The following is a 24,843-nucleotide window of genomic DNA, read 5'->3' as shown; positions in this document are numbered from 1 at the left end:
ATGTTAGAATCAGTAATTGCAAGCCCTGAGGTGGTGCATTATATATGTAAACGCTTCGATATTAAAATGAGCAAGAAATTAGGGCAGAACTTTCTTATTAAACGCGGCATTGTTGATGAAATAGTACATGCTGCAGAATTGACACCAGGTGAACCTGTACTAGAGGTAGGTCCTGGCATCGGTACATTGACACAGGGGTTAGCACAAAGTGGGGCAGATGTAACGGCCATTGAACTAGACCGACGTTTATTAGAGGTCCTAGACACTACTTTGGCCTCCTATGATAATGTACGTATTATTCATGGCGATGTGTTGAAACTTGATGTACCATCTATCATGAATCATAAACCATTTAAGGTGGTTGCCAATTTACCGTACTATATTACAACACCTATTATTATGTCTCTATTAGAAAGTAAATTACCAATTGAGCGTCTCGTTGTAATGGTACAAAAGGAAGTTGCCTTGCGAATGGTAGCTAAGCCAGGTACAAAGGATTATGGTGCATTATCTGTAGCGGTACAATATTATACTGAACCGGATATTGTGCTTGATGTACCACCTAAATCCTTCTTGCCAGCTCCAGCGGTAACGAGTTCTGTCATTCGCTGCGTATTACGAGATAAATCACCTGTTGATGTGATTGATGAGAAACTATTCTTCCGAGTTGTGAAAGCTGGTTTTGCGCAACGACGTAAAACATTCTCTAATACGATGAAGACAACGGGATTATCAAAAGATCGAATCGAAGAGCTGTTAGCAAAAGCGAATATCGATGGTCAACGAAGAGGGGAAACATTTACCCTTCAAGAATTTGCCGATGTAGCCAATGCGTGGGCTTCTTTAATTAAATAGTATAATGTAAAAAGAGCTTATTAGATTGATAATATCATTCTAATAAGCTCTTTTGTATTAATAAGCTCTTTTTATGCTAATAAGTATTTTGCATAAAAAAGGACCCGAATGGGTCCTTTTTGTTTAGTAAAGAATGCCAGCCATCGTTGTAATAAGGAAAGCATTCGCAAAGTCAATTAAGAATGCGCCTACCAAGGAAACTACGAGCCATGCACGAGGGGATGGACCGTGTTTGCCTGCTAAGGATAACATGTTAACTAACGCATTTGGTGTAGCACCTAAACCGAAGCCGATGGCACCAGCGCCGAGCATAACAGCATCGTAGTTGCGACCAAAGATGAAGTAGATAAGGTATGCAAATACACAGATAAGTGCCATTTGCGCTACTAAAATAGTAATCAATGGTAATGCAAGATCGATTAATTGAACTAGTTTCAAGCTGTTAATAGCCATTGTTACGAATAAGGACAATGCTACGTTAGATACTGCATCGAGTGCTGCATCGTTGATTTTGTAAGCTTTAGTGAAGTCACCAAAGTTACGAATTACAGCAGCACAAATCATTGCGCCGATGTATGCAGGTAGTGGAGTAAGGATGGATAAACCAGCACTTACGATAGTACCGATACCTAAAGCGAGACCAATCCACATACAGATTGTTAAAAGGTCTTGAGCATCGAATTGTTTGCCACCGCTTTCAACGCGATCTTCGATCATGTCGATGCCTTCATCTTCCATTAACTCAGGATTTTCGTATGGTGTTTTTACGTTGTGCATTTTAATAATGCGTTCGCCTACAGGAGCACCTAGGATTGTACCAGCAACCATACCGAATGTTGCTGCTGCAACTGCAGCAGATGCTGTACCAGGGATACCAAGTAATTGTTCGTAGTATGGACCAAAGGCACCAGCCGTACCAAGACCACCGATCATAGATACGGAGCCAGCCATAATACCGATGATTGGTTCAATGCCTAAAGCTTTAGCAATCATAATACCTGCAGTATTTTGAACAACAATCCACACTGCACAAGCTAGGAAGAAGAAGATAATAAAAATGCCGCCTTTTTTGAGGACTTTCAAGGAAGCCATTAAACCAATAGTGGTAAAGAAAGCGAGCATTAAGAATGTTTGTAGGGAGCCTTCGAAGGTAATGTTCAAAATCTTGTAGTAAGAAAGAATAGCAGTTAAAAATGCAAAAGGCAAAGCCCCTACAGCTGGTGCAGGCATACACATACGTTGTAAGAACTTGGAATGCTTGTTAATCCAAGTACCTATGAATAACGTGATTACAGCAAGGCCTACAGTTTGAATCATGGACAGTTTTAAAGTCCATACATCGTTGACTAAAGCTAAGTCAATAAGTGGCATAAAATCACTCCTTTAAAATAAAAAATAAAACTTATTTTATGGTATCATGAATGGTCGAAAAAGACTATAGAATATATAAGGTATAATAATTATATATTATTTATTTTCAACACTCACAACAACATTAAAACCATTTAGTTATTATATATCTATATTGGATATATATTTTTTATAATACATTTATATTATATACAAAAATACGAGAAAGTAATAGTATAAATCACTTCTTTACATAATCATACTATATGTATTCGACTAAATTCTGTGATATTCCTGCCTATTATAAAAAAATAAACTGGAATATATTTCCAATTTTTATATATTGAGAAATATATTCCAGTTAATAACAGGAAAGCGTTTCTATAGTTCGTGATGAAGTTTTGGAGTGGTTAAGAATGTAACATCAGGATTACGTTCCTGAACCCAACCCATTTGCCACTCATTGGAAATGAGGACTACGGTGCGATCTCGATTATCCTTAACAATCATCGCATTATCTACCCCTTTTAAAGAAGCGATATCTACTTCACCATCAATCCAACGAGCAACACTGTATGGTAATGTATTATTTAATAAATCAACACCATATTCATTTTTTAAACGGTATTCCAGAACCTCGAATTGAAGCATACCTACAGCGCCGACTACGAAGGAATCAAGAGCACCTGGTTGTTCAAAGATTTGAACAGCGCCTTCTTGGGCTAATTGTGTCATCCCTTTTTGGAACTGCTTACGCTTCATAGTATCTTTTGGCGATACGCGAGCAAAGAACTCTGGTGGGAATACAGGGAAGTCACCAAAGGTTACCTTGTGTTTTTGAGCACACAGTGTATCACCTACACCCATTGTACCAGCGTCAAAGACACCGATAATATCTCCTGGATATGCATCCTCTACGATGGTACGTTCTGTAGCCAAAAACTGTTGAGGCTGAGATAGACGAATCGTTTTATTAGATTGGCGATGCAATACGGACATGCCCTTTTCGAACTTACCAGAACAGATACGCATAAATACGATACGGTCATGGTGGTTAGGGTCCATATTCGCTTGGATTTTAAATACTAAGGCAGAGAAGTCTTCGCTTGTAGGTTGGACCATTTCTTCCACAGCTTGGCGTGGAGCAGGAGATGGAGCAAGTTCTAAAAATTTCTCTAAGAATGGTTTTACCCCAAAGTTAGTCATGGCAGAGCCGAAGAACATAGGAGTTAATTCACCAGCACGAACCTTGTCAAAATCGAATGGGTCGCCTGCAACATCTAATAATTCAATATCATCAAGTAATGCTTGGTATACATCATCACCTAATAATTCTTTCATACGAGGGTCAGTCAAAGCTCCTTTTTCAGAGGCTAACTTTTCTTGACCATGTGTTTCATCTTTTGCGAAAAGCTCGATAGTTTCATGTTCTCTATCGTATACGCCTTTGTATTCGCCGTTTATACCAATTGGCCAGTTCATAGGGCATGTACGAATGCCAAGAACATTTTCGATTTCTTCCATCAAATCAAATGGGCTACGACCGAAATGGTCAATTTTATTTACAAATGTAAAGATAGGAATACCGCGTTCTTTAGATACAGCAAATAGTTTTTTTGTTTGTGCTTCTACGCCTTTTGCTACGTCAATCAACATGACAGCACTATCTGCAGCCATTAAGGTACGATATGTATCTTCAGAAAAGTCCTGGTGACCAGGGGTGTCTAGGATATTGACGCGACAACCATCATAGTCAAATTGCAACACAGAACTTGTTACGGAGATACCACGTTGCTTTTCGATTTCCATCCAGTCAGATACGGCGTGTTTTGCTGTTTTACGAGATTTAACGGACCCCGCTAAGTGGATAGCACCACCATATAAAAGTAATTTTTCTGTTAATGTAGTTTTACCCGCATCCGGGTGAGATATGATAGCAAACGTACGACGACGTTGCACTTCTTCTAAAAATGTCATAGTTCACCTCTATTGTTTCGTTTGTAAAAGTCTTGTCTTATTATATAACTTTCACATCATTCATATCTTTAAAATTATACATGATTTTGGTAGTTATGACCACTAAATTGTAGTATAATGAGATTTCAAAGAGCGGCTTAGGGGAATAGCCGTTATTTTATGTTAAGGAGGGGACCATGCGGTTATTTATTGCGGAAAAGCCATCCATGGCTCGCGAAATTAGTAAATGCTTGCCGGAAAATAAGAATATCCAAAAACGGAATGGCTACTTTATCCAAGGTGATGATGTGGTGACATGGGTTGTAGGTCACGTATTACATCAAGCAGAACCTGGTGATTACGATGATAAATATGTTCGCTGGCGCCCTCAAGATTTACCTATTGTGCCTGATGAGTGGAAATTATTGGTTACGGATAGTAGTCGTCAACAGTTTGAAACGGTGAAAGACCTTATCGGTAAAGCTGACACTATCGTTAACGCCGGTGACCCAGATAGGGAAGGGCAACTGTTAGTTGATGAGGTTTTATATTATGTAGGAAATACAAAACCTGTACAGCGTATTTTATTAAATGCATTGGACGAAAAATCTGTTCGTGCAGCTCTTAATGATTTGCGAGACAATAAAGACTTTCACAATCTATATCAATCTGCATTGGCCAGAGCGCGTGCAGATTGGCTTATTGGAATGAACCTATCTCGTGCATATACCTTATCTGAACGATATAAAGGTAATAAGGTAACATTACCTATAGGTCGTGTTAAGACTCCAACGTTAGCATTAGTAGTTCGTAGAGAACGTGAATTAGCCGCATTTAAACCGGTCGATTATTTCACACTAAAGGTTTTATATAACCATCCAAATGGTGTGTTCTGGGCTACGTGGCAACCTACAGATGAACAAAAGGGGCTTGATCCAGATGGTCGTCTCATAAATAAGGCTATTGCAGATGAATTGGTTGAGCGCTTGCAAGTTGGTCCAGATGGTATCATTAAGGCGGTTACAAAATCTAAAAAGAAAGATGTACAACGCTTACCATTATCCTTGTCATCGTTACAGGTATTGGCGGGTAAAGCATTCTCCTATGATCCGCAAACTGTACTTGATACAGCACAGAAATTATATGAGAAAAAGTTGACTACGTATCCTCGTTCTGATTGTGAATATTTACCACCAAATCAGTATGGTGATCGCAATGCTATCCTCAATAATTTGCAGAATGCTGGAGATGAAAGGTTAGCACAATGGGCTACAGATGCCGATCGTTCTATTAAGAGCCGCGCATGGAATGAAAAGAAAATTACCGCCCATCACGCAATTATTCCTACTACGGTAGCGTGTAATATAAATAGTTTGTCTCGTGAGGAGCGCAATATTTACTTCCTCATTAGTCAGGCTTATATTGCTCAATTCTATGGTGAGCACGTGTATGAACAAACTAAAATTGTAGTGGAACAATGTAAGGAAGAGTTTGTTGCTAATGGTCGTGTAGTTATAGACGAAGGATGGAAGTTGCTTTATAAACGACAAAAGTCCAAATCGATGACAGATAATGATGAACCTGATTTAACTGATGAACGTGGCGCAGAATCTGACTCTAAAAAAGAGGCTATTGAAGAAACAGATCATTTGCCGGCTGTTAAGAAAAATGATTCCGTTCTTTATACAGATTCCTCTGTAGAGGCGAAACAAACAAAACCACCATCTCGTTTTACACCATCTACATTGTTGCAAGCGATGAAGGAAATTCATAAATTTGTAAAAAATGAAGATTTGAAAAAACAGTTAAAGGCTGTATCTGGTATTGGCACAGAGGCGACTCGTGCTAATATTATTGACGAACTCATCAGTCGTGGTTTTATGAAAACTTCGGGGAAGAAGCAAGTTCTATCACCTACGGAAACAGGCTATCTTTTAGTAGATGCATTGCCTGATGAATTGTTGTATCCTGATGAAACGGCAGTTTGGGAAGAACGTTTGGCCCTCATGAGTGAAGGGGAGGATACATTGGATTCCTTCTTATCTGATCAAGTTAAGTTTTTACAGTTATTGATTGATAAGCTTGGCTTTGATAAACAGGTAAACTCTGGTCAAATGATGCCAAATGTAGTTCGCACGATAACGAATCAAAATCGTAAACGACCTATGGATAATGAAAATGTAGACTTATCTACTTTGCCTATATGTCCGAAATGTAATAAGGGACGTATGCAACAGCGTAATGGTAAATATGGTGCTTTTTTAGGTTGTACCAATTATCCAACTTGTAAACATACACAACCAATCGATGGAGAGACTTCAACTGGTGAAAGTAATATCACTCTATCTGAAGAAGAAAAGAAATATAAATGTCCGCGATGTAAAGAAGGTTATTTTGTTAAACAAGAGGCAAGAGGCCGCATTAACTGGGTTTGCAGTAATCGATCTCAATGTAAGACACAATGTTCTGATGTAAATGGCACGCCAAGTATTTATGCGAACAAATAAAAAAGACGCGTACAGATTAATCTGTACGCGTCTTTAGTTTTATCTGCGTTTACCGCGACGTCCAGTTTGAGATGTAGAGGTACGGCGTTGGCGTGTGTTAGCACCTTTGTGGCCACGAGCTTTATGAGCTTTAGCCTTTGTAGATTGATAGGAACTCGTAATCTTAGGCTTGCCAGAAGATTTTGCACGTTTTGGAGCAGCACTTGCATTACCTTTAGTTTTAATTTGTCCATCTTTAGTATATTTAGTAAGCGTTGCTTGGATGGCACGCTCAATACGTCGTAGCCAAGATTCATCCTGTGGCGTAGCAAATGTAACAGCTACACCAGAATTACCAGCACGACCAGTACGACCAATACGATGGATATAGTAATCTACGTCGCGTGGTACGTCGTAGTTATAAACATGTGTAATGCCTTCAATATCGATACCGCGAGCTGCAATATCTGTTGCTACTAAGATTTGTGTCTTAGCTTTTGCAAAATCGCGCAATATTTGAGTGCGGCGACCTTGTGTTAAATCGCCATGCATTTCAGCAATATTTAGGCCTGCAGCAGTTAATTCATAGGATAAGCGAACTGCACCTTCACGTTTATTACAGAAAACAATGGCCAAGAATGGATTGTCTTCTTCAATCATTTTGATGAGGCGTTCTGTTTTTTCCTCTGGATTCATCATGTATACACGTTGATCAATAGATTCTAATGTAACATGCTTACCTTCTGCTGTTACAGAGGCTGGTTTTGACATATAAGCTTTTGCAAGGTTTCTAATCTTATCTGGGATTGTTGCAGAGAATAGTAAAAGTTGTCGGTTAGCATCTGTTTGGCTGATGAGATTTTCAATATCTGGTAAGAACCCCATGTGGAGCATTTGATCGGCTTCATCGAGTACGACACGACGAATACAATCTAGGTGAAGTGAACCACGCTTAGCATGATCTAATAGACGGCCAGGCGTACCTAAGATAACTTGAGGGCGACGTCCTAATTGTTGTAGCTGTGCTTCAATCGTTTTGCCACCGATAAGAGGGAGGATATCCACATTTAAAATGGTACCTATTTCTTTTGCTTCGTCAGAAATTTGTTTTACTAGTTCTCGCGTAGGTGCAATGATAAGTACTTGTTCTTGATGCACATCTGTGTGCACCCGTTGAAGAATAGGCAATAAGAAGGCTAATGTTTTGCCTGTACCTGTTTGAGCTTTTGCTATGACATCATTTCCTTTGAAAACTACAGGAATGGCTTGTTCTTGAATTGGAGTGGGCTCCTTGATACCTTGTTTTTGAAGGGCTTGAATGAGTTCATCGCAAACACCTAGAGATTTAAAAGATTTCATGGATCGTCCTTTCTATAATACATATTATATTAATTATACCTTATGCATATAGTAGGGGCAAATAAAATGAATTGTTATTTATAGTGATTATTATTAGATGGGAAATTAAGTTGCCATAAAGAAAGCGTATGTTGGTATATTTAAATGATAATATATTGAAAAATAACGAAATATATGTATGTTCATGAGAATAAAAAACATTAAAGTATTCATATTTAAATAAAAATTTAATATTTAATTGAGAATGATTAAATTATTAATAATGATAATCTTAGTAGTGCTTCTTATTTGGTGAAGCAATTATGATTTGTATTGGTTCATAAAAAGCTATACTCTACAGGGTTTATTTTGATTAATGATAAAATAATTCTCATATTTAATATGAGAAAAAAATATATATATGAGATAGAAAACTACCATAAAAATGATAATAATTGTTGAAATTAATGATTTCTTTGATATAATAATTTAAGATATTAATACGCATTATTATTTGGTGTGTTTAATATGAGGTTGTTAGGTACAATAATTAGGAGGTGTCGTATGGCTATCAAAAAGTTAAAAGACATGAAACCAGGTGAGTCTGGTCTTATTGTTGCACTACATGGCAGTGGCAATGTTAAGCATCGTCTAATTGACATGGGTCTTGTAAATGGTACAAAAATCCATGTTATGAAGTTTGCCCCTTTGGGTGATCCAGTGGAAATCAAAGTAAAAAACTTTGAATTAGCACTTCGTAATAGCGAAGCTGGCATGATTGATGTAGAGGTTCAATAGGAGGTTCACATGGCAGAAAATGGGCAAATTCGCATTGCCTTAGCAGGTAACCCTAACTGTGGTAAAACTACAATGTTTAACAATATCACAGGGGCGAAGCAACACGTTGGTAACTATGCCGGCGTTACAGTAGAAAAAAAGGAAGGCCATACGAATTTTGATGGCCATGAGTTATTGTTTATTGACTTACCAGGTACATATAGCTTAACTGCACGTTCCTTGGATGAGTTAGTAGCGCGTAATGTTATCGTAAATGATAACCCAGATGTTATTGTTAATGTTCTTGATGCATCTAATTTGGAACGTAACTTATATTTAGCGGCACAATTGTTGGAACTTGAAAAGCCAATGGTTATTGCTCTAAACATGTCTGATGTTGCTGAAGATATGGGCATCAAATACGACCTAAAAAAAATGGCAGAAATGACAGGGGCTACAATTGTTAGCACCGTAGGTCGTACAAACATTGGTACAAAAGACTTGTTAGAAGCAACTATTAGTGTAGCTGCTTCTCAAAAAGCTCCTGGTGTAACAATTAACTATGGTGATTTGTTAGAAGGCAAAATTAGTGAGCTTGTAGAAGCGCTAAAACAAGCTGGCACTATTACATATCCACTTCGTTGGATTGCTGTTAAGTTGTTAGAAAAAGATGCGGACGTTATTGGCAAAGTTATGCGCTTTGATAATACAGAAGCTATTATTCAAAAGGCTGAAGCTATTCGTGAAGAAATTAAGGATCAAGTTGATCTTGATATTGTCTTCCAAGAATATCGTCACCGCTTTGCTGTAGAAGTATATAATACATGTTTAACACAAGCGCCAACTCAATTGGAAACACGCTCTGACCGTTATGACAAAATCTTAACGCATCGAATTTGGGGCTTACCAATCTTCATGGTTGTTATGTACTTATTGTTTGCGTTCGTTAACTTCGTTGGTGGTATTCCTCAAGGTTGGATCGAGGATGGTTTCGCTGCATTACAAGCTTATGCGGTTCAGACTATTCCAGAGGGCCAATTACAGTCACTCGTATCTGATGGTATTATTGCCGGCGTAGGTGCGGTACTTTCATTCTTACCATTAATTTTATTACTCTTCCTTGGCATTTCTTTCTTGGAAGATACTGGTTACATGGCTCGTGCAGCCTTCGTTATTGACCGTGTAATGCGCGCTTGTGGTTTGCATGGTAAATCCTTTATTCCGTTGCTTTTAGGTTTCGGTTGTTCCGTACCATCTGTAATGGGCGCTCGTATCCTTGATAACTATAAGGATCGAATGGTTACAATCTTGATTACACCATTCATGAGCTGTTCTGCTCGTTTACCGGTATATATCTTATTTGCAAATGCATTTTTCCCAAATGGTTGGGATAGTACATTTGTTGTATTTTCAGTATATTTCTTGGGCATTATTTTCGGTATTATCTTTGCAAAGATCTTCCGTAAGTTCTTATTTGCAGGTGAAGCTGAACCATTTGTAATGGAACTACCTCCATATCATTTACCTACATTGAAAGCTACTTGGATGCACATGTACGAACGTGCTAAATTGTACATCATTAAAGCTGGTACATTCATCATGGCTGCATCTATCTTGATTTGGTTCCTTACTGCGTACCCAATGGATGTAGAATACTCTAAAGACTATGATGCAATGAAAGAACAAGTTGCTCAAGAGTATGAAGTAAAAGATGCAGCTACATTAGCTCAATTCGGTATTGCTACAGATGACCAAAAAGATGCAGTTGATAAAATTGTGGAAGATATGAAATCTACTGTACAAGATGCTACTGATGCTGCTAAGCAAGCAGGAGAAGATGAACCTGAAGTAGCAGTAGAGGATGATTCTGAAGCACCTGAATTATTCAATGATATTAAAGATGAAAATAAAGACTTGTTCCCAGCAGCATGGGCAATGTATAAAAACAGTGCTAATTTAGATGCTGAAAATGACAAACTTGATAAAGAACAAGCTGCTGAAAAAATTGAACAATCCTATGCAGCATCCTTTGGTAAAGCTATCAATCCAGTGCTAGAACCATTGGGCTTTGATTGGAAAATGGGCCTATCATTAGTAGCTGGTTTGGCGGCTAAAGAGGTTGTTATCTCAACGTTAGGTACTGTCTATGCTGTTGGTGGTGATGATCAAAATCCAGCACCGTTGACTGAGTACCTACAAAACGACTCTCACTTTACACCATTAATTGGTTTGACAATGATGTTGTTTATCTTAATTTACCCACCTTGTTTGGCAACATTAGCTGTTATCAAACGTGAAACAGGTTCTTGGAAATGGGTTGCTTTCATGTTCTTCTATGAAAATACATTTGCTTGGATTGCATGTTTCATCTTCTATAACATAGGTCGCGCATTAGGTTTCTAATCTAAAATCGCTAAATAGGAGAGTTTAGCCACTTTTAGATTCTTTAAACAAAAATGAATTTAAAAATTGCGATTTTGTTATAAGTAATTTAAAAATAATACTTGATAATTATCAATATTCGTGGTTAAATGATAATGAGAAAAGGGAAATATCCTTTAGATATTGCTTTTATCTTGTTTATCACTAATACACATATTGTAATTTAGTAGATATTGAGAAAGAGGCATAATAATGGATAATCTTGTTATAGGACTCATAGTTGTATTAGCATTAGCTTATATCGGTAATAAATTTTACAAACAAATGTCTGGTAAAGGTGGCTGCGGCTGTAGTGGCGGTGGCTCCGATTCTGGCTCTAAAAAATCTTCTGGTTGCGGTGGTAGCTGCAGCTGTGATGGTTCCAATAAAGCACTAGGCATTAAACGTACTGCTAAGTAAGCTAATACGAATTCTGAATTTGAATGAGGGGTCTCTATAATAGGCTCCTCTTTTCAAATATAGTAAGTAAATTTTTTATATATTTATTAGTAGAAAGGGATATTATCATGTTCAACTTCAACCAAAACAATCTTAAAAACGCTAACTTATTCGCAGCAGGCCTTGCATTGGGTACTGTAGGTCTTAAAGTATTAACTTCTAAAGACGCTAAAAAAGTATATGCTGGTATCGTAGCAGCTGGCCTTCGCGCTAAAGAAACTGTATTAGAAACAGCTGAAAAAGTACAAGCATCCGCATCTGATGTATTGGCAGAAGCTCAAGAAATCAACGAAGCACGCAACGAAGAAATCTTTGAAGAAAACAAATAATTAGAGGATTGCAGATATGTTACAATTTTCTGTTGTACGAAAACTCAGAAATCGCTTGCATGTTAAGGTAACTGGTCATCGCTTTACAGAAGCTGAAGCTGCTTATGTAGAGGATACATTACTCCTTAATGATGCAATTGTAGATGTAACCTTCTACACTCGTAGCAGTCAAATCGCCATTAAACATACTGGCGATTCTGATTCTGTACGTGATGCAGTGTTAGCTCTACGCGATTTAGATTTGTCTGAAGCTCCTGCTTTAAACGAATATTCTCCTCGCTTGGTAAATAAAAAATACCGTGAAATGATGATCAACCGCACTGCACTTTACTTAGGTAAAAAAGCAGTGCTTCCTGCACCGATTGCGGCTGCATGGGCTTGGTTTGATGGTATTAAATTTATCGGTAAAGCCATTAAAACATTGTGGCAACGTAAGTTAACTGTCGAAGTACTTGATGGTGTAGCTATTGGTGCTGCATTACTTCAAAAAGATTATCCTACAGCTGGCGCTGTTATGTACCTATTAGGTATTGGCGATATCTTAGAAGAATGGACTCACCGTAAATCCGTATTGAATCTTGCTCAAAGCATGTCCTTGAACGTAGATAAAGTATGGGTTTTAGTTGATGACATTGAAGTGAGCAAGCCAGTTAACGAAGTTGTGGCAGGTGATAAAATCATTATTCGCCAAGGCGAAGTGATTCCATTGGATGGCGTCGTTATCGATGGTGTTGTTCTTGTTAATGAAAGCTCCATGACTGGTGAACCAGAAGCGGTTCGTCGTGATCAAGACAGTTCTGTATATGCAGGTACTGTTGTTGAAGACGGTAAAGCTATTGTAGAAGTACGTAGCACATCCAAAACATCTCGTTACGAAAAAATCGTTAACCTCATTGAAGAGTCTGAACAAATGAAATCCGGTATGGAACAACAAGCATACCGCATGGCTGATAAATTAGTTCCAATAAGCTTTATTGGTGCTGGTTTAACATACTTGTTGACTCGTAATGTGATGAAAGCATTGTCTTTCGTAATGGTTGACTTCTCTTGTGCTCTTAAATTATCCATTCCATTGGCAGTACTTTCCGCTATGCAAGAAGCATCTAAACGCGGTATCACTGTTAAAGGTGGTAAATTCTTAGAACAAATTGCACAAGCAGATATGATTGTATTCGATAAAACAGGTACTCTTACAAAAGCAGAACCTGAGTTTGAACAAATCATTCCATTTAATGGTCATGATGCAGATGAAATGTTAAAATTGGCTGCATGTATTGAGGAACATTTCCCTCATTCCATGGCAAAAGCAATTGTACGTGCTGCTAAGGATCATTCCTTGCCTCACAAGGAAATGCACTCCGACGTAGAATACGTTGTAGCTCATGGTATTGCATCTAAAGTTGGCCGCTACCGTGTACGCATTGGTAGTGCTCACTACATCTTTGATGATGAAAAAACAAAGATTCCTGCAGATGAACAAGAAAAGTTCAATAATTTACCAAATTCATCTTCCCATATTTACCTCGCTATTGGAGGTACACTAGCAGCGGTTATTTGTATTAAAGACCCTGTTCGTGAGGAAGCAAAACAAGTTATAGCTGATTTACATACATTGGGCATTAAAAAGGTTGTCATGATGACTGGCGACTCCAAACGTAATGCACAACGTGTAGCTGACGAACTCGGCATCGATGAATTGCATGCTGAAGTATTGCCAGAAGATAAAGCGGCTTATGTAAAACAAGCAAAAGCTGAAGGCTATACTGTTATGATGGTAGGGGATGGTATTAACGATTCCCCAGCAATTTCTGAAGCACATGTTGGTATCGCTATGAATGAAGGCGCACCAATCGCTCAAAAAATTGCAAATGTTACTATTTCTTCCGATCATCTACAAGCTCTTGTAGATTTACGCCGCATTTCTATGGCATTGATGAAACGCATCAAAGCAAATTACAATGGTATCGTTGGTTTCAATGGTGCTCTTGTAGGTGGTGGCGTACTCGGTATTATGCCGCCAAGCCAAACAGCATGGTTGCATAATCTATTCACATTGGGTATCGGCTTAGAAAGCATGACTCCATTGTTGAAGAAAGAAGAACAAAAGGAAACTGTTCCTACAATTGATGTAACAGCTGACTCTGTAGTGGCTTAATTAAAAACCTCCATATAAGGTATTTATTTACCTATATGGAGGTTTTTCTTTTTTGATGACATTTATCTATGATTATTGTAAAATACAAAGAGATTACATATCATAGGAGATCTTTATGAACACATTAATAGATATTTGTAAAAGATCCATCTACTTGAATATATTTATCGTAGTAATTCCTATTATTGCGTATATGATTCATAATGGATCGAGTGCGACAGTAGCACTAGCATGGTATTTGCTCTTATCGTTAATAATGCCTTGGGCATATTTATCGTTTAAAAGTAGTACCTTTGGCGAGGGTAAATCGATTAGCCGTATTGCCTATTTTATAAGTTGGATTATAATTCATGGTATTAGCTATAAAGGTATCTTTCTCGGTATAGATTTATCTATGTTATGGAGCTGGCCAACAGTTGGTCGAGATGTAGCTTTCTTAGTAGCTATGTATATTGGTGTCACTATTAGCTTGATTTTGGCATACGGTCTTACTCGTTTAGTAGGAGGCCGTAATGAATAAGAATTTCTGGTTATTTACCGTTGTCTGTGCATTATTTGTAAGTGCTGTAACGACAGTTCTTTCTTTAAGTGGAGCGCTAGCTTTACCAATTTTAGTATTTCCCGTGTTGTCCCTCGTAATACCTCTTATGGTACGAAGACTTAAGAATGCTAAATTTAATGACGATTTACCATTGAGTATGGGATATCATGCGTATAGTTGGGCTTGGTGGACTGTATTTTCATTTCTTCATACGCCCTTTAGCTTTACTGCAGATAATGGAATTGTAACAGCGTTACTTCTCTTCGTGGTGTATTTTATAGTTCAAGTACTTATTGAACTTTGTGGGTTGCTAGCTACTAAGTTTTTCAATCGAAATCATCGATGGGGAATGGTAGATGAAGCACTCGATATAATTGGATATACTATTCCAATTCCATTCTTATATATTGGTTCACTTCTCTATGTTGATCTACAAGATCCAATGGTTTATTTCATGTATGCGTCATCTATGAATGTGAATATACTCTTTGCAGAATTGGTGTCGTTACTTATATCCTTATTGGTATTCGTATTCTATTTATATCCAAGAGAAATAGCCTATAAAGGTATACGATTATTTCGTATTGTTTTAACTGCTGGTTTATGGCTCGCTATGAATGCCCATATTTTATATGGTGGTTATATTCCAGAGTTTGTTTTATCTTTAGTTCCCACCGTTTTTCCAACGTATCAAGGTAATCCACTAGTGTTTGTTACCCCAACTTTGTTAGAAGCTGGTATGACAGGTGTAGCAGTGATTATAGGTGCATTGGTAGAGCGTGGTATTATTTCACGACGCCGTGAACGTATTTAATTTCTAGTTTCGACTTATATCCGTAAGGAATGAGAACGAAGGAGGATCTATGAACAACAATGAACGTCTAGTGGATGATAACTCAACTGTATCAATCCCAGGCAATGAAACGACTAACTCCGTTGAACGTAAAAAGGCTAAAAAAGAGAAAAAGAGTGGTATTACTATTCGTGAGCTTACCATTATTGGTTTGTTGGCGGGGATCACAATCGCATTAGGTGTATCTGGATATGGGATTATTCCATTGGGGCCTCTTAATGTGACAACTCTACATGTACCGACACTTATTGGTGCTATTGTAGAGGGCCCTAAGGTAGGTGCCTTTGTAGGCTTTATCTTTGGTTGCTATAGCTTGTGGCAAAATATTACAGCACCTAATATTTTATCCCCACTATTCATTAATCCAATCATTTCTGTGTTACCACGTATACTTTTCCCTGTATTAGCATATTTAGTATACTTATTATTGTGGAAAGCACCTCAAGGTCCACGCATTCTTGTATCTGCATTTATGGGTACTGTATTCCATACAATTATGGTTATGGGACTTATCTTCTTGCTTTACGCAGATATGTTTGCTATTAAAATGAACCTAAGCCCAGATCAAGTATTAGGCTCTATTGTATTCTTATCTGTTACGCACGGTATTCCAGAAGCTGTTTTTGCAGCTGTTATTGTTACTCCAGTTGCATTGGCATTACGTAAGGTATTGCGTAAGGATACTCCTAAGAAAGAAAAAACTGATGCTGTTACAAGCGCTGCAACAACAGTAGGAGCGGATGCAAACAAAACTACAGAAGTTAATAAAATAAAATCTGTAGAAGAAAACATAACTAAATAGTATTTTACAGGCTTTTCATAAATATGATAAAATAAATATCATTCGATAAGTATTGAGGAGGATAACCATGGCTAAACGTATTCGTACTATCAACACTGAATCCTTGCAAAAAACTGCTAAAACTGGCGGTTGTGGGGAATGTCAAACATCTTGCCAATCTGCTTGCAAAACAAGCTGCACAGTTGGTAACCAAGTTTGCAAACAAAAATAATAAAGAGGCTCGCTTAGCGGGCCTTTTTTATTTATGTGTATAATACATACTTTATATGGTATATCTTTATGACTCTTTTCATAACGTTTAGCGTGGAAATGTGGTACAATTATCTAGAAAGTTCTATATAGTAGAACTTTTACCATACATATTAATTGGAGGTACCATGTTAGAATTAAAACCAATGATCCATAAGTTTCGGATGAAGGATAACTATTACTGCTTAGATGTTAATAGTGGTATTATTCACGTTATCGACGAACTCATTGATAGAGTTCTTGACATATACGATGGCACTAATCGCGATGCAGTACATGCTGCATTAGATGCTAAGGAAGATGCCGTAGAACTTGATGAGATTATGGATGAGTTAGATGAGCTCATTAAAGCAGAGCAATTGTTTGCTCCCATGAGTACAGAGTTTAAACTTGTAGTAGGTGAAAAACCTATTGTTAAGGCATTATGCTTAAATATTGCTCATGATTGTAATTTAGCATGTAAATACTGTTTTGCCAGCCAAGGTGATTACGGCGGTGTAAAACGTGAATTAATGAGTTTTGATGTGGCGAAGCGTGCAGTGGACTTCCTCATTAAAATGAGCGGCCCTCGTCAACATTGTGAAATAGACTTCTTTGGTGGAGAACCTTTATTGAATTGGGATGTTGTTAAACAAACAGTTGAATATATTGAATCCATTCAAGAAAAGCACAATAAGATTTTCAAGCTTACATTGACTACAAACGGCATGCTGTTAACACAAGATAAAATCGACTATGTAAACGAACATAAGATGAGCCTTGTATTATCCTTGGATGGTCGTGAATCTGTACATAATGCGATGCGTCCTGTAGCTGGTAGTGGTGCTGAATCTTATAAATATATTGCTAAAAACCTTATTAATGCAGTAAAACAACGCCATGGCCTTGAATACTACGTACGTGGTACGTATACACATAAAAACTTGGACTTTACAAAAGATGTTATGGCTATGTCTGATCTTGGCTTCGAACATTTATCCATGGAGCCTGTAGTAGGTGAAGAGGGGGATTATGTTCTTCGAGAAGAGGATTGGCCTGTATTGGAAAAAGAATATGAAAAATTAGCAGATATTTATTTACAACGTCAATTAGAAGGTTGGGGCGAGAAGTTTAACTTCTTCCACTTCCGTATGGATTTGTATCGCGGTCCATGTATGGCTAAACGCCTTCGTGGTTGTGGGGCAGGTCATGAATATATGGCAGTCGTACCTAATGGCGATATTTACCCATGTCATCAATTCGTAGGTAAAGATGGATATGTGCTTGGCAATGTGTATGATGGATTACAAAATACAGAAATTCCTAAAGATTTCCGTAATACACATGTATTCTCTAAACCAACTTGTGCTGAATGTTGGGCGAAATTCTTCTGTTCCGGTGGCTGTCATGCTAATAATATTACATTAGGTGGCGATTTAGAAACACCTTATGAATTTGGCTGCCGCTTACAAAAGAAACGTATTGAATGCGCTATTATGATTCAAGCCGAGTTAGAACAAGCTGGCATTGATGGCAGTATTCCTGTAGCATTAGGTTAATAGCCATTAATTCTCCGTCTATAGTAGGAGTTTATATGAAACAAAATAGTAATCAAACTATAGAACGCTGGGGAATTCGTTATACCGGTATAGTTCAAGGGGTCGGATTCCGGCCCCTTGTTTCTATGTGGGCACATTCCCTAGGTTTAACAGGTTTTGTATATAATGATAGCCAAGGTGTTTACGTCGAGATACAAGGTTGTACTAGTGATTTGCAGTTGTTTTTAGATGCGATTCAAGATGACCAACCTCGATTGTGCCGCATTACAAGTCAACGGGTAGAACATCTTACTATACAAAACAATGAAGCTGAGTTCTCTGTGAAGCCCTCTCCATTAGGTGAAGAGGTTAGTACGTTTATTAGTGCTGATACAGCGCCATGTGATGACTGTCTTAAAGAACTAGAACGGGACAAGCGTAGGAAAGAATATCCTTTTATTAATTGCACAAATTGTGGCCCTCGGTATACGATTATTAAATCTCTACCTTATGATCGTGAGCGAACGACGATGGATGAGTTTCCTATGTGTGAAGCTTGTAAGGCTGAATATGAGGATATAGAGGGGCGCCGTTATCGTGCTGAACCTAATGCGTGTTCTCTTTGTGGGCCGCATTATACTCTATATAAACCTAATCGTATGGTTGTAGATACAGTAAATGTATGGAATACAACCCGTGAATTAATTAACGAAGGTAGTATTATCGCTATAAAGGGGATTGGCGGCTATCATTTAGTTTGTGATGCTCGAAATGATGTAGCGGTCCAACGCTTACGTAAGCGTAAAAACAGACCACATAAACCACTAGCAATTATGGTAGGGTCTCTAGATACGGCAATCGAGCTAGTCCATCTTAATGATGTAGAACTAGATATTTTGACTGGAATGGAACGTCCTATCGTATTATTAGAAAGAAATCACCATAGTTTAGTGCATTTGAGTACCCATGTAGCGCCAGATAATCATATGCTTGGCGTAATGTTACCATATACACCGATGCATGAGGTACTATTACCATCAGATGCGGCGTGGGTCATGACGAGCGGCAATCGTAGCGGTGATCCCGTTTTATATGATGATAATCAAGCATTTGAAGAGTTAGGGTCAGTGGCTGATTATTTTTTGGTCCACAATCGGAAAATTTATGCACCTCTCGATGATTCTGTTGTAACTGTTATTCATAAGAAACCTCGATTTATTCGTCGTAGTCGTGGCTATGTGCCAGAACCTATTCATTGTGAAATTTCAGGGCAAACTCCGATATTAGCCATGGGTAGTGATTTAAAAAATGCTTTTGCTATGAATAAAGGTTCTGAAGTTCTTGTAGGACCACATATTGGTGATCTACAGAATGCATCCACTCATGCAACTTTGGAGTGGACTATTGATCGATATGAGAAATTATTTTCTATACAACCAGAGAAAATCATTGTAGATAGTCATCCTCAATTTTTCTCTTCTCACTTAGGGGAACGTATTGGTAAAAGTTCTCAGATTTCTGTTATACCTGTCCAACATCATCATGCTCATATTGCATCAGTTATGGCAGAACACAATCTTGAAGGCCCTGTACTAGGTATTGCCATGGATGGTACAGGATATGGTCCAGATGGAAGCGTATGGGGCGGTGAATTCCTTCTTTGTAAAGGCAACGAATATCAACGATTAGCTCATATCCATGAAGCGCCGCTACCAGGTGGAGAAAAAGCGGTTTCTGAGCCATGGCGTCAAGCCTTATGGTATATCAGAAATTATTATGGTAATGATATTCCACCTGTTTACCAAGATTGGATGAATAGGCTACCTAAAGGTTGGGAAATATTAGACAAAGCATTACAATCTACAATGCCTATGATTCAAGCAACGAGCTGTGGGCGTTTATTTGATGCAGTAGGTTCTCTTTTAGGATTAGGAATGATTCATACTTATGATGCGCAAATTGCTATTGCATTAGAATCTTTATGTGGTGATGAAAAAGGTACATTGCTTGATTATAACTATGACGGACGAATTCTTGATTTTACTCCAACTGTTCAATCTATTATGGATGGTGTTGTTAAAGGTGAATCTAGAGCTCATCTTGCAGTATCATTCCATAAAACAGTTGCCATTGCATTATGTGAAACTTCAGCCGATTTAATGGAGCGATATAATATTAGTGATGCGGCCATATCAGGCGGTGTATTTCAAAATCGCAAATTAGTAGAGTTAATATATCGCGCTTGGCATGTAGGCAATTTATATATGAATGAGGCTGTTCCTTCCAATGATGGGGGCTTAGCACTCGGCCAATTATGGATTGGTAATCAGAAATAGTTATATACTCATGTAGCTAGTATCACTTAATAAATACTATAATTGTGATACAATGATATTAGATATATTTATATATAATGAGTTTACTTACATAAAAGTAAACTTATAGAATTTGTTATTAAAGTAATATATAAGGAGATAATATGTGCTTAGCTGTACCAGCACAGTTAATAGCTGTGAATGATGTTATTGGCACTGTAGAATTAACAGGTGCTACCCGTGACTGCAGCTTACTCCTCGTACCAGAAGCAAAGGTAGGGGACTGGTTGTTAGTCCATGCAGGTTTTGCTGTACAAATTGTTGATGAAGAAGAGGCACAAAAAACATTAGAGGCCTTTAAGGAGCTAGAAGAACTTGAAGAAGCTTACTTTGCAGGAAAAGCAGAACAGTGCTGATGCATTGTTAAAACGTATCAATGCTCTTCATAAGCCAGGGGAAACCGTGAGACTTATGGAGGTTTGTGGTACACATACTGTATCGATTTTCCGTGAAGGTCTTCGTCAGTTATTGCCAAGTGGCATTGAACTTGTTAGTGGACCAGGATGTCCTGTATGTGTAACGGATCAAACGTATATGGATAAGGCTTTGGCTTATGCTGAACGTGATGATGTTATTATTGCAACCTTTGGGGATATGTTAAAGGTGCCAGGTAGTTATAGTAGTCTTAGTGAAGCTCAAACAAAGGGCGCGCATATCCATGTTATTTATACGCCTTTAGAGGTAGTAGAACTTAGTAAGAAATATCCGGAAAAGAAAATCGTATTTTTAGCCATAGGTTTTGAAACGACTATTGCCGTTATTTGTGCAACTGTAAAAGCAGTTCATGCAGCAGGCTTGAAGAACGTTTTCTTCCTTGTATCTCATAAATTAGTGCCTCCTGCATTGCGAGCTTTATTAGATAAACAAGAAGGTCATATTGATGGTTTTATTTTGCCGGGTCATGTGAGTGTTATTATCGGAGAAGAACCATATCAATTCTTACCTGAAGAATATCACATACCATCATGTATTGCTGGTTTTGACGGACTTGAAATTTTATCTGCTATAGCAAATATTTTAGAGCAACGAAAAACTAGTAATTTTATAGTAGGAAATACATATCATTCTGTAGTTATGCAGAAGGGTAATCCTGTAGCGCAAGCGATGATCAAAGAGGTATATGATGTATGTGATGATGCGTGGCGTGGTATAGGTGTCATTCCAAATTCTGGTTTAAGATTAAAGGACGAATATGCAGCCTATGATGTAGAACGTGCATTACCTATCCATCTTGAACGACCTTCTCTTGATCCAAAGGGTTGTCAATGTGGCCGTGTATTGCAAGGTCTTATTAAACCGAGTGAATGTCCATTGTTTGGTAAAAGTTGTACTGCTGACCATCCAGTTGGTGCCTGCATGGTATCTGTAGAAGGTAGTTGTGCTGCATGGTATAAATATGGTTATTCCAGTGGTGGATCGACGTGGGAGGATTAATATGGAGCGAGTTCGCTTAGTCCATGGAAACGGTGGTCGATTTAGTCATGAGTTGACCGAGCGTTTTATTTTAAAATATTTTACAAATGATTTATTAGCTCCTTTACACGATGGTGCTCAATTTCCCGTTACAGCAGGACGTATGGCGTTCTCTACAGATTCCTATGTAGTACAACCAGCGTTTTTCCCTGGCGGAAATATTGGTAAATTAGCTGTATGTGGTACAGTGAATGATTTAGCTATGAATGGTGCTATTCCACAATACTTGAGTTGTGGGCTCATTTTAGAAGAAGGCCTTGCCTTTAATGAGTTAGATGAAATCCTTCATACCATGTCAGATATGGCAAAAACTGCAAATGTACAAATTGTTACAGGAGACACTAAAGTTGTTAAAAAGGGTGAGGTAGACAAAATTTACATAAATACTGCGGGGATTGGTATGATTCCAACAGGGATAGATATTGGTCCACATCGCGTAAAGCCGGGAATGGATGTTATCTTATCTGGTGCTATAGGGGATCATTCTATTGCTGTTATGGGACAACGGTTTGGACTAGACCTATCTGATTCTTTAAAAACTGACTGTGCCCCTTTAAACAATATGGTTCATGCCGTACTTGATAAAGTGGGGCCTCAAGTGGCTCTATTGCGAGATCCTACACGAGGTGGCTTGGGGACTGTTTTAAAAGAAATTGCAGATCAAAGTCAAGTTGGTATTAAGGTAGACGAAGCAGCTATACCGGTTCATGCTGAAGTGCAATCTGTTTGTGATATTTTAGGGTATGATCCATTATATTTAGCCAATGAAGGTAAGGTAGTGCTTGTGGTAGACCCATCGGTTACCGATGAAGTTTTATCTATTCTTCATGGCTTTGAAGAAGGCAAAGAAGCTGTATTAATCGGTAAAACATTAGATAAAAATATTGGCAAGGTTGGATTGCAAACCGCAATTGGTGGTGTCCGTTTAATTGATTTGTTAGGTGAAGATCAAGTCCCTCGTATCTGTTGATTATATAGACTAAGATTATTTTACATTTAGCTGATTTTATATGTATAAAAAGAATTTTTGTACTTATAGATTGTGAAGAATAGTAGATATTGACAATAATCTCTTAGGATAGTAGCATTAAATTAAGTTGTATAAAATTCATTGATTGTTCATCGGACTTTTATACAATACTAGTATCTTTATGTGTAAGTTCTTATACTTTCACTAGAATCTATGTATAGAATTTGTTAAAATATAAGTATCTATAGGAGGCTTATTATGAAAAAGAAGATTATTACAGCTGTTCTAGGGATTTGTTTAACTACAACTGCATTCGGTGGCATCTTGACTACTCAAGCTGGCGGCCTTAGCAGTATTCTTGGTGGTGCAGCTAAAATTGGTGGTATCGGTATTGTTATCAATAAATTCGGTCCTCAAATTGACTCTTTCTTAAATAAATTATTGAAACAAAATAACTTAAGCACAGAGTATACAACTAAAGTTGTACCTATTATCAGTATTGGTACAAAAGGTTATATTGGTGCTGCTCAAGTAACTGGACCAGCATCTAGCATTGAACAAGTTAAAGCGGTTGCTCAAGTTGAAGGTAGCTTTAACGGTATGGTTCGTGTAAAAGGTTTAGTACCAGTTGATAGCACAAACCCAGTTGGTGCATCTCGTGTTCAAGGCGTAGGTGTATCTGCGATTATCGATTTGAAAATTTAATGGCCACTGAGCATATAAAATAGTAGACTCAGGGAATAAGCACGGTCTTAGGCCCGTGCTTATTCTGTTGTATAACAGTTATACATTAGATACGTTGTGGAGGAATTTATGAAGAAGCAAGTACTTACACTTTTAATGGCATCCTTGATTTCAGGCACTGCGTTTGCTGCTCCTGGTACAGTTACTGAAAAAACAAATGTTTTAGAAACTACTGTATATGGCGCTGTACAAGATGGTGCTGTAGTGGACCGCATTAATCAACTTGATGAAACCGTGTATGGTACTGGTTTCAATGGTAATTCTGCTACATTGAGCAAACGTGTCGATTCCCTTTATAACTCCGTAGAAGGTAGCGGTACAAATATTTCTTTGCGCGAAGAAATGGACGCACTTGAATATACATATCAAAATAGCATTAATGCAGGTTCTCTTGTTGATCGTGTAGAAAAGATGGAACGTAGCGTTAATGGTCGTATTGGTAGCGGCTCTTTACAAAAACGTATCATTTCTTTAAAAACAAAAGTATATGGTAGCAATGTAACGCTCACAAATCAAGTGGGTACATTAGCAGGCAATCAAGTTTTCAAAGTTACATTAAATGATGCTGTTTCTTCAAAAACTAGCCATGAAGGCGACACTGTTGCTTTCACAGTAGCTGAAAATGTTATGGATGGCAATGTGTTATTAGTTCCTGCAGGTACAGTAGGTTCTGGTACGATTAAGTCTTTGAAAAAGGCGCGTTCCTTTGGTCGTAATGGTGCCTTAGATATTACATTCGATACTATTCCTGCTATCGATGGTACAGAATTCACTGCTGTACAAGGTAAAGAAGCGAAAGACAAGACTCGTAATGAAGTTAAAGCTGCAGGTGCATCCGTAGCTGGTGCTGTTTTACTTGGACCAGTAGGTTTAGTAGGTGGCGCTTTTGTTAAGGGTAAAAATATTGAGTACCCTGCTGGTGCAACAATTTATGTACAACCTCAAGATTCTGTAACAATTCAAGGTCTTGTAATTGGTGGTGACGGTTTAGCTCATAGTGATGATGAATTGGCTGAAGCTGTAACTGTACCGAATGCAGCAGATGAATCTGAAGAAACTGTAGATACTAATGAAGCGGCTGTTGATGAAAATGAAACAACAACAGAGGAACCAGCAGCAGTAGAAGAACAAGAAGAGCAAGTAGAAAATGTTTCTCAACCTATCGTAGTTGTAAAGCGTAATCAATAATTAAC

General features: G+C 38.0%; 21 protein-coding genes. 18 read left to right on the top strand and 3 right to left on the bottom strand.

Going from position 1 to position 24,843, the window contains the following annotated elements:
- The gene (gene rsmA, locus ACWTVK_RS03750; protein WP_456045972.1) at positions 1–855 is read left to right on the top strand and encodes a 16S rRNA (adenine(1518)-N(6)/adenine(1519)-N(6))-dimethyltransferase RsmA; all 855 of its coding nucleotides are present in this window, start codon (positions 1–3) and stop codon (positions 853–855) included.
- Positions 856–978: 123 nt separating this feature from the next.
- On the opposite strand, the gene ACWTVK_RS03745 is transcribed toward rsmA, so the two are convergent.
- Together ACWTVK_RS03745 and ACWTVK_RS03740 are read right to left on the bottom strand one after the other, a co-directional pair.
- The gene (locus ACWTVK_RS03745) at positions 979–2,226 is read right to left on the bottom strand and encodes a sodium/glutamate symporter (RefSeq protein WP_314109522.1); all 1,248 of its coding nucleotides are present in this window, start codon (positions 2,224–2,226) and stop codon (positions 979–981) included.
- 360 nt (positions 2,227–2,586) lie between these two features.
- Positions 2,587–4,182 carry a peptide chain release factor 3 gene (locus ACWTVK_RS03740; RefSeq protein ID WP_060924805.1) on the bottom strand — a complete coding sequence of 532 codons (1,596 nt, stop codon included), beginning with the start codon at positions 4,180–4,182 and terminating at the stop codon, positions 2,587–2,589.
- 176 nt (positions 4,183–4,358) lie between these two features.
- Between ACWTVK_RS03740 and ACWTVK_RS03735 the strand changes: the two genes are divergently transcribed.
- The gene (locus ACWTVK_RS03735; protein ID WP_456045971.1) at positions 4,359–6,668 is read left to right on the top strand and encodes a DNA topoisomerase 3; all 2,310 of its coding nucleotides are present in this window, start codon (positions 4,359–4,361) and stop codon (positions 6,666–6,668) included.
- A gap of 39 nt (positions 6,669–6,707) precedes the next feature.
- On the opposite strand, the gene ACWTVK_RS03730 is transcribed toward ACWTVK_RS03735, so the two are convergent.
- A complete protein-coding gene (locus ACWTVK_RS03730) occupies positions 6,708–8,006 on the bottom strand; it encodes a DEAD/DEAH box helicase (RefSeq protein WP_456045970.1) in 1,299 nt (432 codons plus the stop codon).
- 543 nt (positions 8,007–8,549) lie between these two features.
- Here ACWTVK_RS03730 and ACWTVK_RS03725 point away from each other — a divergent pair.
- From ACWTVK_RS03725 to ACWTVK_RS03650, 16 genes are all read left to right on the top strand, one after another.
- Complete coding sequence (locus tag ACWTVK_RS03725) at positions 8,550–8,783, top strand: FeoA family protein (RefSeq protein ID WP_287518812.1); 234 nt, start codon at positions 8,550–8,552, stop codon at positions 8,781–8,783.
- Positions 8,784–8,792: 9 nt separating this feature from the next.
- Positions 8,793–11,165: a ferrous iron transport protein B gene (gene feoB / locus ACWTVK_RS03720; RefSeq protein WP_456045969.1), complete on the top strand. Its 2,373-nt coding sequence runs from the start codon at positions 8,793–8,795 to the stop codon at positions 11,163–11,165.
- Positions 11,166–11,396: 231 nt separating this feature from the next.
- Positions 11,397–11,603 (top strand): FeoB-associated Cys-rich membrane protein, encoded by a 207-nt coding sequence (locus ACWTVK_RS03715; RefSeq protein WP_060918993.1) that lies wholly within the window; start codon positions 11,397–11,399, stop codon positions 11,601–11,603.
- A 107-nt stretch (positions 11,604–11,710) separates the two neighbouring features.
- A complete protein-coding gene (locus ACWTVK_RS03710) occupies positions 11,711–11,971 on the top strand; it encodes a DUF6110 family protein (protein ID WP_005376730.1) in 261 nt (86 codons plus the stop codon).
- A 16-nt stretch (positions 11,972–11,987) separates the two neighbouring features.
- On the top strand, positions 11,988–14,126 hold the full coding sequence (locus ACWTVK_RS03705) for a heavy metal translocating P-type ATPase (RefSeq protein ID WP_456045968.1): 2,139 nt from the start codon (positions 11,988–11,990) through the stop codon (positions 14,124–14,126).
- Between the two features lie 115 nt (positions 14,127–14,241).
- The gene (locus tag ACWTVK_RS03700; protein WP_105085392.1) at positions 14,242–14,646 is read left to right on the top strand and encodes a hypothetical protein; all 405 of its coding nucleotides are present in this window, start codon (positions 14,242–14,244) and stop codon (positions 14,644–14,646) included.
- Positions 14,639–15,481: a hypothetical protein gene (locus ACWTVK_RS03695; RefSeq protein WP_456045967.1), complete on the top strand. Its 843-nt coding sequence runs from the start codon at positions 14,639–14,641 to the stop codon at positions 15,479–15,481. The genes ACWTVK_RS03700 and ACWTVK_RS03695 overlap by 8 nt, the downstream gene beginning before the upstream one ends.
- Before the next feature lie 49 nt (positions 15,482–15,530).
- A complete protein-coding gene (locus ACWTVK_RS03690) occupies positions 15,531–16,322 on the top strand; it encodes an ECF transporter S component (protein WP_456045966.1) in 792 nt (263 codons plus the stop codon).
- Positions 16,323–16,389: 67 nt separating this feature from the next.
- Positions 16,390–16,533, top strand: a complete 144-nt coding sequence (scfA, locus tag ACWTVK_RS03685) for a six-cysteine ranthipeptide SCIFF (RefSeq protein WP_004693318.1) — start codon at positions 16,390–16,392, stop codon at positions 16,531–16,533.
- A gap of 166 nt (positions 16,534–16,699) precedes the next feature.
- Positions 16,700–18,109, top strand: a complete 1,410-nt coding sequence (gene scfB / locus ACWTVK_RS03680; protein WP_295867512.1) for a thioether cross-link-forming SCIFF peptide maturase — start codon at positions 16,700–16,702, stop codon at positions 18,107–18,109.
- A 35-nt stretch (positions 18,110–18,144) separates the two neighbouring features.
- Positions 18,145–20,424 carry a carbamoyltransferase HypF gene (gene hypF, locus ACWTVK_RS03675; RefSeq protein WP_456045965.1) on the top strand — a complete coding sequence of 760 codons (2,280 nt, stop codon included), beginning with the start codon at positions 18,145–18,147 and terminating at the stop codon, positions 20,422–20,424.
- 143 nt (positions 20,425–20,567) lie between these two features.
- Complete coding sequence (locus tag ACWTVK_RS03670; protein WP_060924796.1) at positions 20,568–20,819, top strand: HypC/HybG/HupF family hydrogenase formation chaperone; 252 nt, start codon at positions 20,568–20,570, stop codon at positions 20,817–20,819.
- Positions 20,779–21,897 (top strand): hydrogenase formation protein HypD, encoded by a 1,119-nt coding sequence (hypD, locus tag ACWTVK_RS03665; protein ID WP_060924795.1) that lies wholly within the window; start codon positions 20,779–20,781, stop codon positions 21,895–21,897. The genes ACWTVK_RS03670 and hypD overlap by 41 nt, the downstream gene beginning before the upstream one ends.
- A 1-nt stretch (position 21,898) precedes the next feature.
- On the top strand, positions 21,899–22,906 hold the full coding sequence (hypE, locus tag ACWTVK_RS03660) for a hydrogenase expression/formation protein HypE (RefSeq protein ID WP_456045964.1): 1,008 nt from the start codon (positions 21,899–21,901) through the stop codon (positions 22,904–22,906).
- A 258-nt stretch (positions 22,907–23,164) separates the two neighbouring features.
- Positions 23,165–23,611: a hypothetical protein gene (locus tag ACWTVK_RS03655; RefSeq protein WP_005387067.1), complete on the top strand. Its 447-nt coding sequence runs from the start codon at positions 23,165–23,167 to the stop codon at positions 23,609–23,611.
- 108 nt (positions 23,612–23,719) lie between these two features.
- Positions 23,720–24,838, top strand: a complete 1,119-nt coding sequence (locus ACWTVK_RS03650; protein ID WP_456045963.1) for a hypothetical protein — start codon at positions 23,720–23,722, stop codon at positions 24,836–24,838.
- The last annotated feature ends 5 nt before the right edge of the window (positions 24,839–24,843 follow it).

Source organism: Veillonella sp. Ser01, from assembly GCF_053850375.1.
This window is presented reverse-complemented; position numbering and strand designations above follow the sequence as displayed.

What these genes read in the sequence shown, in the direction of transcription:
- rsmA (WP_456045972.1), top strand. Translation starts at nt 1, where the DNA reads ATGTTAGAATCAGTAATTGCAAGCCCTGAGGTGGTGCATTATATATGT.
- ACWTVK_RS03745 (WP_314109522.1), bottom strand. Translation starts at nt 2,226, where the DNA reads ATGCCACTTATTGACTTAGCTTTAGTCAACGATGTATGGACTTTAAAA.
- ACWTVK_RS03740 (WP_060924805.1), bottom strand. Translation starts at nt 4,182, where the DNA reads ATGACATTTTTAGAAGAAGTGCAACGTCGTCGTACGTTTGCTATCATA.
- ACWTVK_RS03735 (WP_456045971.1), top strand. Translation starts at nt 4,359, where the DNA reads ATGCGGTTATTTATTGCGGAAAAGCCATCCATGGCTCGCGAAATTAGT.
- ACWTVK_RS03730 (WP_456045970.1), bottom strand. Translation starts at nt 8,006, where the DNA reads ATGAAATCTTTTAAATCTCTAGGTGTTTGCGATGAACTCATTCAAGCC.
- ACWTVK_RS03725 (WP_287518812.1), top strand. Translation starts at nt 8,550, where the DNA reads ATGGCTATCAAAAAGTTAAAAGACATGAAACCAGGTGAGTCTGGTCTT.
- feoB (WP_456045969.1), top strand. Translation starts at nt 8,793, where the DNA reads ATGGCAGAAAATGGGCAAATTCGCATTGCCTTAGCAGGTAACCCTAAC.
- ACWTVK_RS03715 (WP_060918993.1), top strand. Translation starts at nt 11,397, where the DNA reads ATGGATAATCTTGTTATAGGACTCATAGTTGTATTAGCATTAGCTTAT.
- ACWTVK_RS03710 (WP_005376730.1), top strand. Translation starts at nt 11,711, where the DNA reads ATGTTCAACTTCAACCAAAACAATCTTAAAAACGCTAACTTATTCGCA.
- ACWTVK_RS03705 (WP_456045968.1), top strand. Translation starts at nt 11,988, where the DNA reads ATGTTACAATTTTCTGTTGTACGAAAACTCAGAAATCGCTTGCATGTT.
- ACWTVK_RS03700 (WP_105085392.1), top strand. Translation starts at nt 14,242, where the DNA reads ATGAACACATTAATAGATATTTGTAAAAGATCCATCTACTTGAATATA.
- ACWTVK_RS03695 (WP_456045967.1), top strand. Translation starts at nt 14,639, where the DNA reads ATGAATAAGAATTTCTGGTTATTTACCGTTGTCTGTGCATTATTTGTA.
- ACWTVK_RS03690 (WP_456045966.1), top strand. Translation starts at nt 15,531, where the DNA reads ATGAACAACAATGAACGTCTAGTGGATGATAACTCAACTGTATCAATC.
- scfA (WP_004693318.1), top strand. Translation starts at nt 16,390, where the DNA reads ATGGCTAAACGTATTCGTACTATCAACACTGAATCCTTGCAAAAAACT.
- scfB (WP_295867512.1), top strand. Translation starts at nt 16,700, where the DNA reads ATGTTAGAATTAAAACCAATGATCCATAAGTTTCGGATGAAGGATAAC.
- hypF (WP_456045965.1), top strand. Translation starts at nt 18,145, where the DNA reads ATGAAACAAAATAGTAATCAAACTATAGAACGCTGGGGAATTCGTTAT.
- ACWTVK_RS03670 (WP_060924796.1), top strand. Translation starts at nt 20,568, where the DNA reads ATGTGCTTAGCTGTACCAGCACAGTTAATAGCTGTGAATGATGTTATT.
- hypE (WP_456045964.1), top strand. Translation starts at nt 21,899, where the DNA reads ATGGAGCGAGTTCGCTTAGTCCATGGAAACGGTGGTCGATTTAGTCAT.
- ACWTVK_RS03655 (WP_005387067.1), top strand. Translation starts at nt 23,165, where the DNA reads ATGAAAAAGAAGATTATTACAGCTGTTCTAGGGATTTGTTTAACTACA.
- ACWTVK_RS03650 (WP_456045963.1), top strand. Translation starts at nt 23,720, where the DNA reads ATGAAGAAGCAAGTACTTACACTTTTAATGGCATCCTTGATTTCAGGC.